Raw genomic sequence first — 17,402 nt, 5'->3', positions numbered from 1 at the left:
TGTCCGTCAGTATCGCCGGATGCCAATAAATTTGTAAATTTGCCGCCAAATAAACTATAATCAATGATTTGAAGACAATGGAATTAGCAAGTAAGTACAATCCCGCTGATGTGGAAGGGAAGTGGTACCAGTATTGGTTGGACCACAAACTGTTCAGTTCGAAACCCGATGGTCGTGAGCCTTACACCGTCGTCATCCCGCCCCCAAACGTCACCGGAGTATTGCACATGGGACACATGTTGAATAATACCATTCAAGATATTCTGGTGCGTCGTGCCCGTATGGAAGGCAAGAATGCCTGCTGGGTGCCGGGTACCGACCATGCCTCGATAGCCACCGAAGCCAAAGTGGTGAACAAACTGGCTGCACAGGGCATCAAGAAGACCGACCTGACGCGTGAGGAATTTCTGAAACACGCCTGGGACTGGACACACGAACACGGAGGCATCATCCTGAAACAGCTCCGCAAGCTGGGCGCATCGTGCGACTGGGACCGCACCGCATTCACCATGGACGAGAAGCGCAGCGAGAGCGTCATCAAGGTATTTGTTGACCTGTACAACAAAGGTCTGATTTACCGTGGCGTACGTATGGTGAACTGGGACCCCAAGGCACTTACTGCCCTGAGCGACGAGGAAGTAATCTATAAGGAAGAGCACAGCAAGCTCTACTACCTGCGTTACAAGGTAGAGGGCGATGCCGAAGGCCGTTATGCCATCGTGGCTACTACCCGTCCCGAAACCATCATGGGCGATACAGCCATGTGTATCAACCCGAACGACCCGAAGAACGAATGGTTGAAGGGAAAGAAAGTGATTGTGCCGCTGGTAGGCCGTGTCATTCCGGTGATCGAGGACGATTATGTAGACATCGAGTTCGGTACCGGCTGTCTGAAAGTGACTCCGGCTCACGACGTGAACGACTACATGCTGGGCGAGAAGTACAACCTGCCGAGCATCGACATCTTCAACGACAACGGCACCCTGAGCGAAGCCGCTGGCCTGTATGTCGGTATGGACCGCTTCGACGTGCGCAAGCAGATTGAGAAAGACCTGGACGAAGCCGGATTGCTGGAGAAAGTAGAAGCTTATACCAACAAGGTAGGTTTCTCCGAGCGTACCAATGTGCCCATCGAACCGAAGCTCTCCATGCAGTGGTTCCTCAAGATGCAGCACTTTGCCGACATGGCTTTGCCGCCGGTAATGAACGACGAACTGAAGTTCTATCCGGCCAAATATGTGAACATTTACAAGAACTGGCTGGAGAACATCAAGGACTGGTGTATCAGTCGTCAGCTGTGGTGGGGACACCGCATTCCGGCCTACTACCTGCCCAAAGGCGGATACGTTGTAGCCGAGACTGCCGAACAGGCACTGGAATTGGCCAAGGCCAAGACCGGCAACGCAGACATGACATTGGCCGACCTGCGTCAGGACGAAGACTGTCTGGATACGTGGTTCTCTTCGTGGCTGTGGCCCATCTCGTTGTTCGACGGCATCAACAATCCCGGCAACGAAGAAATCAAATACTATTATCCTACCAGCGACCTGGTGACAGCACCGGATATTATCTTCTTCTGGGTGGCCCGTATGATTATGGCCGGTTACGAATACATGGGCGACATGCCTTTCAAGAACGTATACTTCACCGGTATCGTGCGCGACAAGCTCGGCCGTAAGATGTCCAAATCGCTCGGTAACTCGCCCGACCCGCTGGATCTGATCGAGAAGTACGGTGCCGACGGTGTACGTATGGGAATGATGCTTTCGGCTCCTGCCGGAAACGACATCCTCTTCGACGATGCATTGTGCGAACAGGGACGTAACTTCAACAACAAGATATGGAATGCTTTCCGCCTCGTTAAAGGTTGGGAAGTAAGCGACGATGCCGCTGTGCCCGAAGCTGCCGAGCTGGCTATGCGCTGGTTCGACGCCAAGCAGAATGCCGTAGCAGCCGAAGTAGCTGACTTGTTTGGCAAGTATCGTCTGAGCGAAGCGCTGATGGCAGTCTACAAACTGTTCTGGGACGAGTTCTCGGCCTGGTATCTGGAGATGATCAAGCCTGCTTACGGACAGCCCGTCAGCCGCAAGGTGTACGATACGACCATTGCTTTCTTCGACAACTTGCTGCACCTGCTGCATCCGTTCATGCCTTTCATCACCGAAGAGCTGTGGCAGCACATTGCCGACCGCAAGGATGGCGAAAGCCTGATGGTAAGCCCGATGGCTGCTCCTGCTGCCTACGACGAAGAGCTGCTTAAGCAGTTCGAGGCTGTGAAGGAAGTAATCAGTAATATCCGTGCCATCCGTCTGCAGAAGAATATCGCCCAGAAAGAAGAGCTGGAGTTGCAGGTGGTAGGTGAAAATCCGGTAGCCGCTTATACGGCAGTCATCACTAAGATGTGCAACCTTTCTGCCATTCAGTCGGTAGCCTCAAAGACCGAAGGTGCTGCTTCGTTCATGGTCGGCACAACGGAATATGCAGTTCCGCTGGGTAACCTGATTGATGTGGAAGCCGAAATAGCCCGTATGGAAGCCGAGCTGAAGCACAAGGAAGGTTTCTTGCAGGGAGTTATGAAGAAGCTGAGCAACGAGAAGTTTGTGAACAATGCTCCGGCTGCTGTCATCGAACTGGAACGTAAGAAACAGGCCGATGCCGAAAGCATCATCAAGTCTTTGAAAGAAAGCATTGCAGCTTTGAAGAAAGCCTAAGCTGACATAAGACCATAAAAAAGATTCACGCTGATGCAGCAACCAGAAAGGTAAAACTGCAATCAGCGTGAATTTTTTGTTTTAATAGATATCTCTCTTAGTCAGAATGTTCCTGGAAAAAATAAAAGGGGAGAGGGGGAGAGGAAGCAAAATCCGGGTAACTTATTCCAGTAGTTTCTTCAGGAAGTCATCCAGCTCTTCGTCCAATCCTTTCAGCAACTCGTCGTTTACCAGCAATGTATCGTCGTCCATCAGGAGCAGTTCGGCAATGGTTTCCTTTTCCTCGTCCACCAGAACGAAAGAATAGGGTTTCATGATGGTCAGCTTGTCGAATGCACCTTCTTTCTTCATGTTGCCAAGCATGTTGGCAAATATGCGTTCTACGTTCTCGTAAAAGTCGTCACCCTCGTAGGTCATCCACTCTTCGACAGTGGCATGTGCCAGTTCGTTGTCGTCGTCATCGAAAATCAGCAAGTCTCCGGAACTCTGGACGGGTTGCAGATGAATGTCGGTGACGATGGTTTGTTCGCAACCGCAGGCAAATTTGGCGATTGCTTTCTTGATGGTTTCTTCTATGAGCGATAATGTAGATTGGCTGAGTTTCATATGCTTCTTTCTTTATGCGTGCGTCAAAGGTAGGGAAAATAATTAATAATCGGTTAAAAAAAGCCGGGAAACTTCGGTACACTGTTATTTTTCAGTTTCCCTGAAGCGGCCCATTTGCATGTCGAGCATGTGTATGCTGGCTTGCCGTTTCTCCAGTTCTACCACATACATGCTGGTCAGCAAATAGTTGGGGACACTGCTGGCATCGACTCCTCGGGTAGTTTTCTTCTGTTCTACCTGATCTATTTCGGCTGCTACAGCCTGTGCCTTTTGTGCCCAGGACAATGCGCTCTGTATGCTGTCCTGCATTTCGTAACCCAATGCCAGGTTGTAGGCGGCATACATTTTCTGCTTACCTTTCTTTTTGTTGTATTCTTTTTCCCAAAGGGCAACTGCGCCCGGCCAGTTTTTCTCTTTTACATAGATGGCTGCGTCGCGCATGTTCACCGAGCCACCGGTGAAGAAGTATCTCCGTTCCGTAGTCCAGTAAGGGAGCAGATGTTTTACGGGAATCGTTCCGGCAAAAATAGAAGCCTCCTTTATCAGGTCCTCATCCTTGATGAGACGGGCTCTTACCTGTTCTATTCCGATCCCAACGTTTTCCCAATAAATGCTGTCTGAAGGAGTCAGGCTGGCAATGGGCTTGCTGCGGTTGGGTACGTATATTCTGACAGTGGGGTATACGGCCAGGTCGGTAGTGCCGAGGTAAGTGTTGTAAGGAGAAATAGACTCTATCTTGCGGATAGCTTTCATTTGTATGTTTTCTATCGCAATAAGGAAATCAACCTTTAATTGCCGGGTCAGTGCATCTACTTCTTCCATGCTTAAGGTGGTTTCGCGAGGAGTGATGTCGTTGCTGCGCAGGGCTGAGTCGCAGATGATGACTTCGTCGAAGTAGTTTTCATCGGCAATGGCCTGTGCCAGCGATTCGGTTGCCAGTACGGGGTTTCCGTTATAGTACTGGACAAGTCGGGTTACTTCTCTTTCTGTTTTGGGTGCATCCTGCTTTTGGTTTATCAGCTGGTTGTTGGGTGTATCGGGCATATTGTTGACGATGGCTACCCGTTTCAGCATGGGAGGAAAACTTATTTCAGCAGGAATCATGTAGTCTATCGAAAGCTGTTCCAGACTTTGGCAACTGCTTAACAACAGGCAGAAAAAAATGAAAGAATAAATATACTTTGTCATGGTCTTTATCTGTTTATTCGCATGAACAAAAATACACTTTTCTCGCTATAAATAAAAAGCCTTGAACAGTTTTTAACCGTTCAAGGCTTTGTGTTGCTAGTTTGAAAAGATTGCTAACGGAACTTATTGGTTTCTTCCATGGCAGTTCTTATATTTCTTGCCGCTTCCGCAAGGGCAGGGATCGTTACGACCTACAGTCTTTTCAGTACGGATCGGTTCGCGTTTCTGTTGTTCGCGAGTATCCTGTGCGGCTGCTGCCTGCTGGTTCGGATCGTTCAGATCTTCTTTCTGCTCCCGGTACTTACTCATGTCCTGACGTTGTTCGGGGGCAGCCTGGCGTACTTCTACGTGTTGCTGAGGAGCCTGTTGCTGTGCAGGCTGTGCATCCTGCGGCTGTTGAGGCTGTTGCGACTGTGCAGGAGCTTCCTGTACAGGGATCTGTCCACGCATCAGGATGGAAACAGTTTCGTTATTGATCTTGTTGACCATATTGTCGAACAGATTAACTGACTCCAGCTTGTAGATAAGCAACGGGTCTTTCTGTTCGTAGCTTGCATTCTGTACTGAGTGTTTCAGTTCGTCCAGTTCGCGCAGGTTTTCTTTCCATGCTTCGTCAATGACATGCAGCAGGATTGATTTCTCGAACGATTTTACTACTTCCTTACATTCGCTTTCGTAAGCAGCTTTCAGGTTGCATGAGATGTTGTAGATACGTTTTCCGTCTGTGATAGGTATCAGAATGTTTTCGTACATGAATCCCTGCTGTTCGTATACCTGCTTGATGACCGGATTGGCAATCTGTGCCATACGTTCGGTACGGCGTTTGAACAGTTCCATTGCGGCATCGAATACACGTTCGGCCAGTTTTTCTTTCTTTTCATTCTTGAATTCTTCTTCGGTGAATGGAACTTCCATGGCAAGTACCTGAAGTACGTCCATCTTGCAGCTCTCATAATCGGCTGCTTCGACAGCGCTGGCAGCACGGTCCCATATCATGTTGACGATATCCATACCGATACGCTCGCCCATCAAGGCGTGACGGCGTTTGGTGTAGACAACCGTACGTTGCTTGTTCATCACGTCATCGTATTCCAGCAAACGTTTACGAATACCAAAGTTGTTTTCTTCCACCTTCTTCTGGGCACGCTCGATTGATTTGGAAATCATGCTGTGCTCGATCATTTCACCTTCTTTGAAGCCTAATTTGTCCATCACACCGGCAATACGGTCGGAAGAGAACAGACGCATCAGGTCGTCTTCCAATGAAACGAAGAATACAGAAGAACCCGGGTCACCCTGACGACCGGCACGACCACGCAACTGACGGTCTACACGACGTGATTCGTGACGTTCCGTACCAATGATAGCCAAACCGCCGGCAGCTTTTACTTCGGGGCTTAACTTGATATCGGTACCACGACCGGCCATGTTGGTAGCGATGGTTACCGTACTGCTTTGTCCGGCTTGGGCTACGATATCAGCTTCTTTCTGGTGTAACTTGGCGTTCAATACATTGTGAGGAATCTTGCGCATGGTCAGCATCTTGCTCAGCATTTCCGAGATTTCGACCGAGGTAGTACCTACCAGTACCGGACGTCCGGCCTGAACCATGGCTTCGATTTCTTCGATGACGGCTTTATATTTTTCGCGTTTGGTTTTGTAAACGCGGTCGTTCATGTCTTTACGGGCAATGGGGCGGTTGGTCGGAATAACCACTACATCCAGTTTGTAGATATCCCAGAACTCGCCGGCTTCTGTTTCGGCCGTACCGGTCATACCCGACAGCTTGTGATACATACGGAAATAATTCTGTAATGTAATGGTAGCAAAAGTCTGGGTAGCGGCTTCTACTTTTACTCTTTCCTTAGCCTCGATAGCCTGGTGCAAACCATCAGAGTAACGACGGCCTTCCATGATACGACCCGTTTGCTCGTCCACAATCTTCACTTGTCCGTCGATGACTACGTATTCGTCGTCTTTCTCGAACATAGTATATGCTTTCAGCAATTGGTTGATGGTATGTACACGTTCCGACTTGATGGCATAGTTGGTCATCAAAGCATCCTTCTTGGCCAGACGCTGTTCGTCGGTCAGATCTTTTTCATTCTCCAAGGCTGAGAGTTGGGCTGCGATATCAGGCAAAACAAAGAGGGTCGGATCTTCGGAGTTACCGGTAATCAGGTCGACACCTTTATCTGTCAGGTCTACACTGTTCAGCTTTTCATCGATAACGAAATACAACGGATCGGTAACTTCGTGCATACGTTTGTTGTTCTGCTCCATGTAGATCTCTTCTGTCTTGAGCATTCCGGCCTTGATACCCTGTTCGCTAAGGAACTTGATCAAAGCTTTGTTCTTGGGCAGACACTTGTGGCTGCGGTACAGAGCAAGGAAGCCTTCTTCCTGATCTTTCTTATCATCGGAAGCAATCAGACGCTTGGCCTCGGCAAGATATTTGGTTGCCAATACTTTCTGTGCTTCTACCAGGCGTTCAACCAACGGACGGAGTTGTTCGAACAGCTGATCGTCGCCTTTGGGTACAGGACCAGAGATGATCAACGGAGTTCGTGCATCATCAATCAATACGGAGTCTACCTCATCGACGATGGCGTAGTTGTGTTGGCGCTGAACGAGATCTTTCGGGCTGATGGCCATGTTGTCACGCAAGTAGTCGAAACCAAATTCGTTGTTGGTACCGAAAGTAATATCTGCCATATAAGCCTGACGGCGTGCGTCTGAGTTGGGACGATGTTTGTCGATACAGTCTACGCTCAGTCCATGGAACATGTACAACGGTCCCATCCATTCGGAGTCACGTTTAGACAGGTAGTCGTTTACAGTAACGACATGTACTCCGTTTCCTGTCAGTGCATTGAGGAATACGGGTAAAGTTGCTACCAATGTTTTACCTTCACCGGTTGCCATTTCGGCAATTTTGCCTTTATGAAGAACAACACCACCAAACAGCTGTACGTCATAGTGTACCATGTTCCAGGTAACTTCGTTTCCGCCGGCCATCCAGTGGTTCTGGTAAATGGCTTTGTCTCCTTCGATGCGTACGAAATCTTTGGTAGCAGCCAGATGCCGGTCGAAATCAGTAGCAGTAACCACAATTTCTTCGTTTTCGGCAAATCTTCTGGCAGTATCTTTCACGATGGCAAAAGCTACCGGCAATACATCATCGAGGGCTTTTTCGTAGATATCCAGTATCTCTTTCTCGATTTTGTCAATTTGTGTAAAGAGTGCTTCGCGGTCCTCCAGTTCAGTAGACTCAACACTGGCTTTCAGTTCATCTACTTTGGCCCGCTGCTCGGCTGCAGAATTGCGGATGTAGGCCTTCAGTTCTTCTGTTTTGGCGCGCAGGCCATCATTGTCGAGCTTGGCTACTTCCGGATAGGCAGCTTTGATTTTGTTCACCCACGGCTGTATTTCTTTCATGTCGCGTGTGGACTTATTGCCAAAGATCGAGCTTAAAAATTCATTAAATCCCATTTTATATATTTGTTTTTATTATTATTAGCTATATGATTGATATACTTTGCGATGCAAAGGTAATAAATTCGGCATAGAGGACGTAGTCTTTCAGCATAGTTTTTTCCTATGAAACCCGATTAATTCGTAATGAGAACCGCAGTTTGGAAAGAATACAATAATGCCAATGAATTTCTGTAGAAATAAAAATCAGAAATCGAGCGGGGTTGATTGACAAGCATTAGGTGCACGGATACGCAGGGCCTTTGCCAAAGTGGGGGCAACTCGGTCTGTGCAGACAGGAATGCGTACTGTTTCGGGTTTGATGCCTGGGCCTAATAATATAAGTGGAGCTGGTATCTCAGCAGAACGTACTACGCGATTATCGGTATTGTTTTCTTGCATTACACTCCATCCTGGCAATACTTTTATGAGTAAGTCACCAGAACGTTTGCGGTGAAAACTGTTTCGGATACGTTCAATTTGTGGTGACCAAGGACCTAATAAAAGGCGATTGGCTGAATAGACTTCATTTACGCCACTGAACTGGACTAAGAACTGGGCAGATTTTTCCTGTATATCGTTTAAGTCCAGCTGTTTGCTTTCTATCAGCTTGTGGTTCAGATATATTTGCAGATTATGGTAACCTTCTACGTATTGGCCTTCTCCGTATGTAGCCATAAGGTACATGTTCAGTAAGGTTGCACAACGGTTCAGGTAGAATTCACCGCCTGGAACACGGTAGATGCCAACATCGGCTGCTTCAGGATCTGCATAGCCGGTGGAAGTGATGCATAAAAGGATATTCTGCAATCCTATGTGGCGGTCGAGCATGTCAAGCAAGTTGGCAATACTGCGGTCCAAGCGCGCATAGGTATCTTGCATTTCCATAGCACACTCTTGTGTGCTTTTATGGTTATAGTTGCCAGCATAATAGGTAAGGGCTAATAGGTCGGGTATTTCGTCTTTACCTAAGGTACTTTTGGATAGTAATTCTTCGGTCAGCAGATTTACTTCGTCGTTTGCAAACGGACTGAGAATTAATCTGCGGAAACTATTTGTACGGTCGTTATTTAAATGATATTTGAAGGCATCGGTTCTCCATTCGGGGAGAAACGTATAGCTGGTAACCGGGAACAGTGGGTCCCATACCATATCTTTGATACGGAAATCCGGAGAGTTGCGGTCATTATATTGGCTTATCCACCACGGAAAATCGTTATAATAAGTGGTGCTACACCATTTTCCTGTCATCTTATTCAGCCAAAAGGCACCGTTTCCTGCATGTCCGGCTGCCAAAATGGCTGCATCGCGAAAGGGAGAGATAGAATAAACTAAGGCACGATTGCGTGTAGCTATTTTAAGTTCGTCAGATAAAGTAGAGGTGAGCAATTGGGAAGCCGAACTGTTCTCATCGGTGTAATTGCCCATAAAGTCGGGATCGTCCACACAGTTTCGGGGACGAAGCGTTTGTGTATCCATCCATGTACTGGCTATGATACCGTGCATCGATGGGGTGGTGCCTGTATAAAGGGTGGCAATGGCAGAGGCCCGATCTGTTTCATCGAATGGAAACTGTGCCTGGCTAAATACTTTGCCTTCACGCAACAGGCGTTTGAATCCTTTTTCTCCATACAAAGAGGAAAATGCTTCCATGTAATCCGTGCGTAACTGGTCGATAGTCAGTGTTACCACCAGCTTGGGAGTAGCAGGCATCGGCTGAGCCTGTAATCCGCTGAATGTAAGCGCAAGTATGGAAGTGATCAGTCCTTTTTTCATTACTTTCTTATATATGTGAGATAAAGGTTGCTTGCAGAACGTATCCACAAACTGAGTGCCAAAGGTAATACAGCTAAGTTAAATTCTTGCGGTATTATTCCCCAAAGCAGTATAAAAAAAGTTAAAACTATAATATTTGCCCACATATAGATGCTTTTTTCTTTCTTTCTTACTCTTTTTATCATCCATGGTAGGCACAAAAGATGCAAGGGATGAAATAAGAAAAGGAGATAATTGGGGCTGACGGCAGGATGCTGGGAGAAGCTTGCAAGGAATGCCAGTATGCAACCTGCTACACCGGCAGCCAGAAACAACAGAAGATCAAGCAGCCATAGACTTTTTCTCCGATAAATGCCATAAGCTGTAGCAATAGTTACTATAGTAAACAACAGGAAGGCTGTTTGGAGTGGGCTTGGGGTTTCTTCTGTACTTGTCTGTTGAGGGCTTTGTATGATATGGTCTTCGGAAGAGACAAGCGGTCGCTCCATACCTTGTGCATTCTTTAGCTGAGCTTTTGCAAGAAAGTCTTTCAGGTAAAAAGGAGCAAACATCATTTGCCGGCGGGTGATGTCTTTATCCGCTTGGCTACCTAAGCAAAGATCAATGCCAAAACGTGCCCAAGAATGCCCTATCGTGTATTGATGGACAATATCACGGAAACTAATTCCGGTTTGGAATGAGGTCATGTCATCGGCATATTCCAGCGTACCTTGTACGGCGCGTTCTATCTGGTCGCGTGGTCGTGTGGCGCAGTTGTCGTAAAAAAAGTTGTAGCGGTATATGCGGTTTTGAGGAAGATAGTTTTCTTCTAATAGGGCAAGCAGCTTTTTCTTTTCTTCTGCATTCAGGTTCAGAGTCTGCTGCCATACATCCCGTCCCGTCCAAGTGTATTCGTATGCAAATTGTTTATAGGAAGTAACCCCCAGTTGGTAATCTGTTTCTCCAAGTGTGAAACGGAGAATGAAGTTGGGGGTATTGAAGCTGAATATTCCATAATTGAATACAGCGTCAATGCCCCTAGTAAAGTTCTCGTATCGGATAGCCGTATGCCCAAAAAGAGAGTAAATCTCTTCACCAGCGCCACAAGTCAGAAGGCTGAAGCGTATGCTGTCTTCCGTTGCAGGAGGAACAGCTTGCTTTTGTACCATAGTCTGTGCCTGTATTGCCTGGGGAAATATACTTCCCAGGGTGCAGAAAAACAATGTTAATGATAAAAAAGTCAATTTCATTGTTATATGTAATATGCTATTGTGGCAGATTGCTTTTATGTCTCAGGCATTTATATAATTTATCGGCTTGAAACTTTGGATACAATCGAACGTTTCCCGAATACAATGGTTTCTGCCAGAAAATAATTGAATAGTCCGGAAATGAGGAGAGCTGCAAGGTTGCAATATACTACATTCCAGCCGAAAATCTTCTGAAACAGCAGCAAGAATAACATCTTGACCAAGAAACCTAGTACCGAGGAAAAATTGAATATGAGGAATCGGTAAGTGAAATCCTTGATATTCTTGTTGGTAATACGTTCTTTCCATATCCAATAATAGGAACATACGAAATTGCTGAATACGGCAAACTCGAATGAGATGACAGGAGAAACGACATAGATCCCCCAGTAATCATGGAATATGAATTTGGAACATATCCACAGTACAAAGGTATCGACTCCTGTACCGAATAAACGGCTAACAACAAATTCTATATATGTACGCACGGACGATTTCGTTTGTTTTAGTTTTTATTTTTTAGGGTTATAGGGCTTAAGAGGATCTTGCTTGGCCAGCAGATTACGGTCTTTGACAAACTGCATGAAAAACATGGAGAATAGGATAACTACAATGACCATGCCGGCCACATCGAATAAGCCAAACTCGTATCCATGGAAATTGTAAGAGACTTCCACCCATGGTGTATACATGATGAGTGTATTCAAAAGGATAATCACCAGTCGGAACTCGGTAGGACCGAAACAGCCATAAGTCAGAAGAAATTCTCCTTTTAATATGGTTCCGATATATGTATAAATAGATAAGACCAAATATCCGGCAAGTACCAGCAATGCTATGTCGAGACGGAAGATTGGAGACAAGCCTGCTCCTATACATATAATACATATAGTAATGGCGTCTAATGTGTGGTCGATGAAGAAACCGTAAATGGGTCGCTGAGCCTGTCGGACACGAGCTAATGTCCCGTCTAAGCTGTCACCATACCAATTGATTACGAAACCTAGTGATGAAATCCACAAATACTGGAGGTTCTGATTTGCTAAGATATAGCCTAACGCACATACAAAAGCTCCTCCAAGGCCAATGTACGTCAGCATATCGGAAGTTACCCATTTAGGCTGTCTTTCTGCCAGCCAGATAAGAACCTTTTTTTCTGCCGCGTTAAGAATAGAAGTTTGAATTCTATTTGATAATTCTTTTCCCATACATTTTTTTTTATCGTGCAAAATTACAGCATTTTTTTCAAAATTCATTTTAAGTTTAACATTCTTGCAACACTTTAACAATATCTGTTACAAAACTACTAGCTTTTATAAGCTTTTATCTGATTATGACACCGTCTTATTGGAGTGTTGAAAAGAATAGAACAGAAAATTGTTCTGTTTTATTATGCTTCTCTTTTCTGCTGTATATGGATGATGGTATATGTTTCCTAGAATTGATGGTGTGTTATATTGGTATTTGATGCCCAACGTAACCGACAATAGAACCATTTCTTATGGAAATGAAATTCGGAAACGGGTCCAGCCATCGTTGTAAGTACGCAGTGAGAATGTACATCCATGGCGATTCAGCACTTCGCGGATAAAGATAAGTCCGATGCCTTGCCCGTGGGGCTTGGTTGAAAAGAAGGGACTGAATAGTTTTTCTTCTGTTTCCTTGCTGATGCCCGGACCGTTGTCGGCTACTTCGAGCGATGCAGGAGCGGTGGTGGTGATTCTGATTTCTCCGTCCTGGCCGATGCTTTCGACAGCATTCTTGATGATGTTGACTAATACCTGTTCGAAAAGCGAGGTGTCCAGATTGACGTCTCCTACATCGGGAGCGCATTGCAGTGTGAGCTGGATGTGATGGTCGTTGCATAGTCCTTCCATAAAGCGTACACAGGTGGTGGCTGTTTCGTTCAGGCTGTTCCGCGAGAGGAGTGGTTCTGGTATTTTTACCACATCGGCAAAGCGGGTGATGAACTTGCTCATCGAAAAACAGCGTTCGGTACATACGTGCATGACGTCGCAGATTTCTTCCATATCTTTTTCGGTGGCCAGTGCCTGCTCTACCGTGTCCAGCGTAGAGGTGATGCCTGCGGTCGTGTTGTTTACTTCGTGGGCTATCATGCGTATCACCTTCTCGTAGGCTTTCTTCTCGGCACGTATCACTTCGTCGGTCATGCGCTCTATCAGGTAGAAAGGATGCTGGAAGCCGCGGTCGATGAAGAAGGTGAAAGTGCAGCGGTAGATGTTGGCATCGTTCAGACGGACCACCCGCGTCTCTTCTTTGCTGAGGGCTGCCAGCTCGGTGGCCAGCGGGGAGTCTATTTTCTCTATCGGTTTGTTTAAGAGACTTTCAAGATGGATGCCCAGCATCTTGATGGCCATGGGGTTGGCCTGCGATATGTTTCCGTCCAGATCGGTGATGATGACGCCCATAGGCGAGGCCTGTATCAGAAGGTCGAGGAAATGATTCTGTTCGCGCAGGCGCAAGCGTTCGTTCTTCAGCTGGTCCATCATGCGGTTGAAGATGTTCACAATGCGGTCGGCTTCGTGTTGTCCCACGGGGCTGAGGCGGCTGCTGAAGTCTTGTTCGCGCAGAAGTTCCATACCGTTTCCGATGGTGTGCATGGGCTTCACAATCTTATTATAAAAGACGATGAGGTAGATCAGGATGAATGCGATCGTTCCTTCCATTATATAATAAGGTAGGCGGCTGTCAGGCAGATGGGTTGCCCAATATGCCAGAGCGCCTGACAATGCCAGCAGTATCAGAGCCAGTATGATGAAGAAGGACTTGATGCGCACGTTGGTTATGGTTTATGAGTTTTACGAAAGATTGTTGACCGCAATGTTGTATTTCTCCAACCGGCGGTAAAGGGCAGCCCGGCTGATGCCTAACGCCAGGGCTACCTGGCTGAGGTTTCCTTTGTGACGTTCGAGCGCCTGAAGTATGGTGTGGCGTTCGATTTCGTCCAGCGTCATGTTGGCATACGATACGTTCTCGGTGGCTTGAGGTTGCTCGTTGGTGCGTAGGTATTGGGTATCGAAGTCGGCAGCGGTGATGATGGATTTGCCGCTGACAAGGATGGTGCGCTCGACGAGGTTCTTCAGCTCACGGATGTTTCCTGGGTAGGGGAGTTTCGACAGGAAGCTCAGGGCATCGGATGCAAACTCGGTGTGGGGCAGTCCGTTGGCTTCGGCCTGGCGGTCGGCGAAGTAGCGTGCCAGCAAAGGGATGTCTTCGCGGCGTTCGCGCAGGGCGGGAAGCTTGATGGTGATGAGGTTGATGCGGTAGAAGAGGTCCTCGCGGAAAGTACGTTCGGATACCATTTTGCGCAGGTCGGCATTGGTGGCCGATACGATGCGCACGTCTACTTTGCGGGGACGGCTGTCGCCGAGCACTTCGAAGGTCTGGTCCTGCAATACGCGGAGCAGTTTCACCTGACAGGAAAGGTCGAGGTCGCCGATTTCGTCAAGGAAGATGGTTCCTTTATTGGCCAGTTCGAAACGGCCGATGCGATCGGCGCTGGCATCGGTGAAGGCGCCTTTCTTGTGGCCGAACATTTCGCTTTCGAAAAGGCTTTGCGAGATACCGCCCAAATTGACTTTCACGAAGGGTTGTTTGGCGCGCTGGCTATTGATGTGGATGGCTTCGGCTATCAGTTCTTTGCCGGTGCCGCTTTCGCCAGTGATGAGAACCGAAGCATTGGTGCGTGCGATGCGTGCTACGGTATTTAGCACTTCCGTCAGTCCGCGCGATTTTCCGATGATGTGGCTGCGGTCCAGTGTGTCGGCCTTCTCGGTGGTGCTTTCTGTCTGCGGCGCATTCAGTTCGAGGGCTGTCTCGATGCGTTGCAGCAGGGCGGCGTTGTTCCACGGTTTGGTGATGAAGTCGAAGGCGCCGGCCTGCATGCCTTGTACGGCCAGCTGGATGCTGCCCCAGGCGGTCATCAGTATGACAGGTGTTTCGGGGCGGAATATTTTTACTTGTTTCAGCAGGGTAAGTCCTTCTTCGCCGGTTGTAGAGAGGGTGAAGTTCATATCCATCAGTATCAGTGCCGGAGCTTCGGCGCGGACGGTGTCGATGGCTTCGCGTGGGCCTGGCACGGCCTTTACTTCGTAGCCGGCGCGTTTCAGCATGAAGCTGAGCGAAGAACGTACTGCGCTATCGTCGTCAATTACAAGAATCATGTTTATATATATAATAAGGTATAGTTAAATGTATGTGCAAAGTTAGCAATTCTCTTTGCACGTTGCAAGCGGTCGGCCCGTCTTTCGTGCGTGGAACGTACGTGGGCGGACGGCTTTATCTTTTCACAATGTCCTCGAAGTCGGCTTCGAGCTCGGTGTTGCGTTCGAAGTCCCACAGGGTGAGGCTGCGTATCTGGTAGAAATAGTACCAGTAATAATATAGCTCGGAGATGTGTTTCTGGCGGGCTTCGTCTTTCGAGTTCTGGGCGTCGTTCAGGTCGAGGGTGCTGATTTTTCCTATCATAAAAGTTTCTACGCTGGTTCGGTAGCGCTTCTCGGCGATGAGGTCGGCTTCCTGGGCGATGTTGAGCTGCTGTGCCTGGTTGTTGAAGTTCTCGACCAGCAGGAAGATGTTCTGGTTGAAGTCCATCTGTTCCTGGCGTATTTTGGAGAGCACCACTTCACGATTGCTTTTGGCCACCCGTACTTGTCCGCGCCGTTTTCCCCAGTCGAGGATGGGGATCTTGACGCCGACTTGCACCACTTGGTTATCTACCAGTCCGCGGTAGGCTGTCGACAGTGCGTTCGACTGACCTGTGTAGCCCACACTGGCAAAGAGGTCGATGCTGCGCAAGTTGCCGCGGGCGGTAGCCACTTCGTAATCGGCTTCCAGCTGGCGGCGTCGGATGTTCTGGGCGAAGGAGTTGCGTTCCAATGCTTTTTCGAGCACGCGTTTATATTCCATGTTGAGCATGGGGACGGAGGTAGGCAGCGTCGGGTTCAGGTTTTCCTGTTCGGACACGCCGAGGAAGGAACGCAGCTGGAACATTTTGGCGTTCAGATTACTTTCTGCGGCAGTGACGTCGGCCTTGCTTTGCAGGGCGTTGAGCTTCAGTTGCAGCAGGTCGTTTTCGGATATCTGTCCCATCTTGCGCTTGGCAATGGCTACTTCGTACAGGCGGTCGGCGTTGGTCTTGTTCTGGCGTTCGGTGGCGAGCGACTCTTTGGCCAGCAGCAGTTCGAAGTAGTAGGTGATGGCTTTCATCGTCACTTCCTCGGTGGCGCTTATAAAGGCGGCTTTGGCTTCGGAGTAGCGCACGGGCTCGATGCGGCGGTCCCACTTCAGGGTGTTGACTCCGAAGATGGGTTGCGTCAGTTCTAGACTGACGGGGACGGACATGAACTGTTTGCTGCCGTTCGAGCCCAGCTCCTTCAGATAGTCGAGCGAGGAGGTGAGCGAGAGTTTACCTCCCGTCAGCCAGATGTTCTGGTCGATGGACACTTCGCCCGAAAGCCCCAACACGTTATCGCGTACGTACGAGTAGGTACCGTCGGCGTTCTGGTACGAGTTGTATATCTTCCGATAGTTGGGCAGCGTGCCTGTGAAGTTGACTTCGGGCAACAGGTTGGCCCGGAACGTGCGGTATTCCCAATAGGCGGTCTTCAGTTCGTTCAGGGCGACGGCGGCGTCTACCGACTGTATACGTGCCAGGGCGATGGCTTCGTTCAGGGTGATGTCCCGTTCGTGCGTCAGTGTATCGTTCTGTGCGTGGAGCATCAGGGGCATCCACAGGCAGGCTGCAAGTAAAATCTTCTTCATCTTAGTTTGGCTATTAATTTTTCTGTTTCCGTGGTAACCGTAGTTACCGTGGCTTGCCAAAGTAAAGCAAAGAGCGTGCCAAGCGCTCAGAAGTGTCTGTGGGGGCGGTGGTGTTCGGAATCGGACACTTCTGTTGTTCGTTTACGGACGGCGGACGGTTGTAAGCCGGGCCGGGGCTGTGGCTTTGACGTTTTGACATTTTGCCGGTGGAAGCCGTCGAGAATCCGTTATTTCCGTACGTTGGGGCGTTTGCCCGGAAATTTACGAGCGGTTTTCTGTATTCCTTTCATTTATAGTGGGGTATCGAAATGTTTACATCTGAAATAGAAGAAAAAAGTATCCAAATGGCTACCAAAAGCAGTGTTCGCAGGGGTGAAAGCTGTTTCGGTGAGCGCCACAAGCAGTCTGGACGAGCCGCACAAGCAATCTGGAAGTACAACACAAGCAATCTTGCTGTCCGCCGCAAGCATTGTTCAGTGCGAAATGAAGCGTTTTTGTCGTGTTTTTCTGCATATTTATACGTTATAAGGCTGCTTTTTATGCGTTTCGGCTTCTATTTGCAGGTTGCCGATAAAGGTTGTGGTTAGCAAAAGGAGCTTTTCTCTGACTTTTTGAGTAAGAACCGGCTTGACTA

12 protein-coding genes are annotated in these 17,402 nt (G+C 48.2%); 2 read left to right on the top strand and 10 right to left on the bottom strand.

Annotated features, from left to right (window positions below):
- Positions 1–77: 77 nt before the first annotated feature.
- Entirely contained in the window at positions 78–2,711 is a 2,634-nt protein-coding gene (locus tag BQ5591_RS15280) for a valine--tRNA ligase (protein ID WP_071149987.1), read from the top strand.
- A gap of 162 nt (positions 2,712–2,873) precedes the next feature.
- Here BQ5591_RS15280 and BQ5591_RS15275 read toward each other — a convergent pair whose 3' ends face one another.
- From BQ5591_RS15275 to BQ5591_RS15230, 10 genes are all read right to left on the bottom strand, one after another.
- Positions 2,874–3,317, bottom strand: a complete 444-nt coding sequence (locus tag BQ5591_RS15275) for a hypothetical protein (RefSeq protein ID WP_071149986.1) — start codon at positions 3,315–3,317, stop codon at positions 2,874–2,876.
- An 84-nt stretch (positions 3,318–3,401) separates the two neighbouring features.
- Entirely contained in the window at positions 3,402–4,505 is a 1,104-nt protein-coding gene (locus tag BQ5591_RS15270) for a DUF6340 family protein (RefSeq protein ID WP_071149985.1), read from the bottom strand.
- A gap of 123 nt (positions 4,506–4,628) precedes the next feature.
- Positions 4,629–7,997, bottom strand: a complete 3,369-nt coding sequence (gene secA / locus BQ5591_RS15265; protein WP_071149984.1) for a preprotein translocase subunit SecA — start codon at positions 7,995–7,997, stop codon at positions 4,629–4,631.
- Positions 7,998–8,186: 189 nt separating this feature from the next.
- Entirely contained in the window at positions 8,187–9,755 is a 1,569-nt protein-coding gene (locus tag BQ5591_RS15260; RefSeq protein WP_071149983.1) for an alkaline phosphatase family protein, read from the bottom strand.
- Complete coding sequence (lnb, locus tag BQ5591_RS15255; RefSeq protein ID WP_071149982.1) at positions 9,755–10,984, bottom strand: lipoprotein N-acyltransferase Lnb; 1,230 nt, start codon at positions 10,982–10,984, stop codon at positions 9,755–9,757. Before lnb ends, BQ5591_RS15260 begins: the two co-directional genes overlap by 1 nt.
- 59 nt (positions 10,985–11,043) lie before the next feature.
- Positions 11,044–11,472, bottom strand: a complete 429-nt coding sequence (locus BQ5591_RS15250; RefSeq protein ID WP_022162393.1) for a GtrA family protein — start codon at positions 11,470–11,472, stop codon at positions 11,044–11,046.
- A gap of 24 nt (positions 11,473–11,496) precedes the next feature.
- Positions 11,497–12,192 carry a CDP-alcohol phosphatidyltransferase family protein gene (locus BQ5591_RS15245; protein ID WP_071149981.1) on the bottom strand — a complete coding sequence of 232 codons (696 nt, stop codon included), beginning with the start codon at positions 12,190–12,192 and terminating at the stop codon, positions 11,497–11,499.
- 291 nt (positions 12,193–12,483) lie between these two features.
- Positions 12,484–13,782 (bottom strand): sensor histidine kinase, encoded by a 1,299-nt coding sequence (locus BQ5591_RS15240; RefSeq protein ID WP_071149980.1) that lies wholly within the window; start codon positions 13,780–13,782, stop codon positions 12,484–12,486.
- 21 nt (positions 13,783–13,803) lie between these two features.
- Positions 13,804–15,168: a sigma-54-dependent transcriptional regulator gene (locus BQ5591_RS15235; RefSeq protein WP_071149979.1), complete on the bottom strand. Its 1,365-nt coding sequence runs from the start codon at positions 15,166–15,168 to the stop codon at positions 13,804–13,806.
- Positions 15,169–15,283: 115 nt separating this feature from the next.
- Positions 15,284–16,768: a TolC family protein gene (locus tag BQ5591_RS15230; protein WP_071149978.1), complete on the bottom strand. Its 1,485-nt coding sequence runs from the start codon at positions 16,766–16,768 to the stop codon at positions 15,284–15,286.
- A gap of 344 nt (positions 16,769–17,112) precedes the next feature.
- On the opposite strand from BQ5591_RS15230, the gene BQ5591_RS15225 reads away from it, so the two are divergent.
- Positions 17,113–17,355 (top strand): hypothetical protein, encoded by a 243-nt coding sequence (locus BQ5591_RS15225; RefSeq protein WP_071149977.1) that lies wholly within the window; start codon positions 17,113–17,115, stop codon positions 17,353–17,355.
- Positions 17,356–17,402: the final 47 nt, after the last annotated feature.

This window comes from Bacteroides ndongoniae (assembly GCF_900108345.1).
Lineage (GTDB): Bacteria > Bacteroidota > Bacteroidia > Bacteroidales > Bacteroidaceae > Bacteroides > Bacteroides ndongoniae.
This window is presented reverse-complemented; position numbering and strand designations above follow the sequence as displayed.

Excerpts from the sequence above, each read along its gene's own strand:
- BQ5591_RS15260 (WP_071149983.1), bottom strand. The coding sequence starts at position 9,755 with ATGAAAAAAGGACTGATCACTTCCATACTTGCGCTTACATTCAGCGGA.
- BQ5591_RS15225 (WP_071149977.1), top strand. The coding sequence starts at position 17,113 with ATGGCTACCAAAAGCAGTGTTCGCAGGGGTGAAAGCTGTTTCGGTGAG.
- BQ5591_RS15275 (WP_071149986.1), bottom strand. The coding sequence starts at position 3,317 with ATGAAACTCAGCCAATCTACATTATCGCTCATAGAAGAAACCATCAAG.
- BQ5591_RS15235 (WP_071149979.1), bottom strand. The coding sequence starts at position 15,168 with ATGATTCTTGTAATTGACGACGATAGCGCAGTACGTTCTTCGCTCAGC.
- lnb (WP_071149982.1), bottom strand. The coding sequence starts at position 10,984 with ATGAAATTGACTTTTTTATCATTAACATTGTTTTTCTGCACCCTGGGA.
- BQ5591_RS15270 (WP_071149985.1), bottom strand. The coding sequence starts at position 4,505 with ATGACAAAGTATATTTATTCTTTCATTTTTTTCTGCCTGTTGTTAAGC.
- BQ5591_RS15230 (WP_071149978.1), bottom strand. The coding sequence starts at position 16,768 with ATGAAGAAGATTTTACTTGCAGCCTGCCTGTGGATGCCCCTGATGCTC.
- BQ5591_RS15245 (WP_071149981.1), bottom strand. The coding sequence starts at position 12,192 with ATGGGAAAAGAATTATCAAATAGAATTCAAACTTCTATTCTTAACGCG.
- secA (WP_071149984.1), bottom strand. The coding sequence starts at position 7,997 with ATGGGATTTAATGAATTTTTAAGCTCGATCTTTGGCAATAAGTCCACA.
- BQ5591_RS15280 (WP_071149987.1), top strand. The coding sequence starts at position 78 with ATGGAATTAGCAAGTAAGTACAATCCCGCTGATGTGGAAGGGAAGTGG.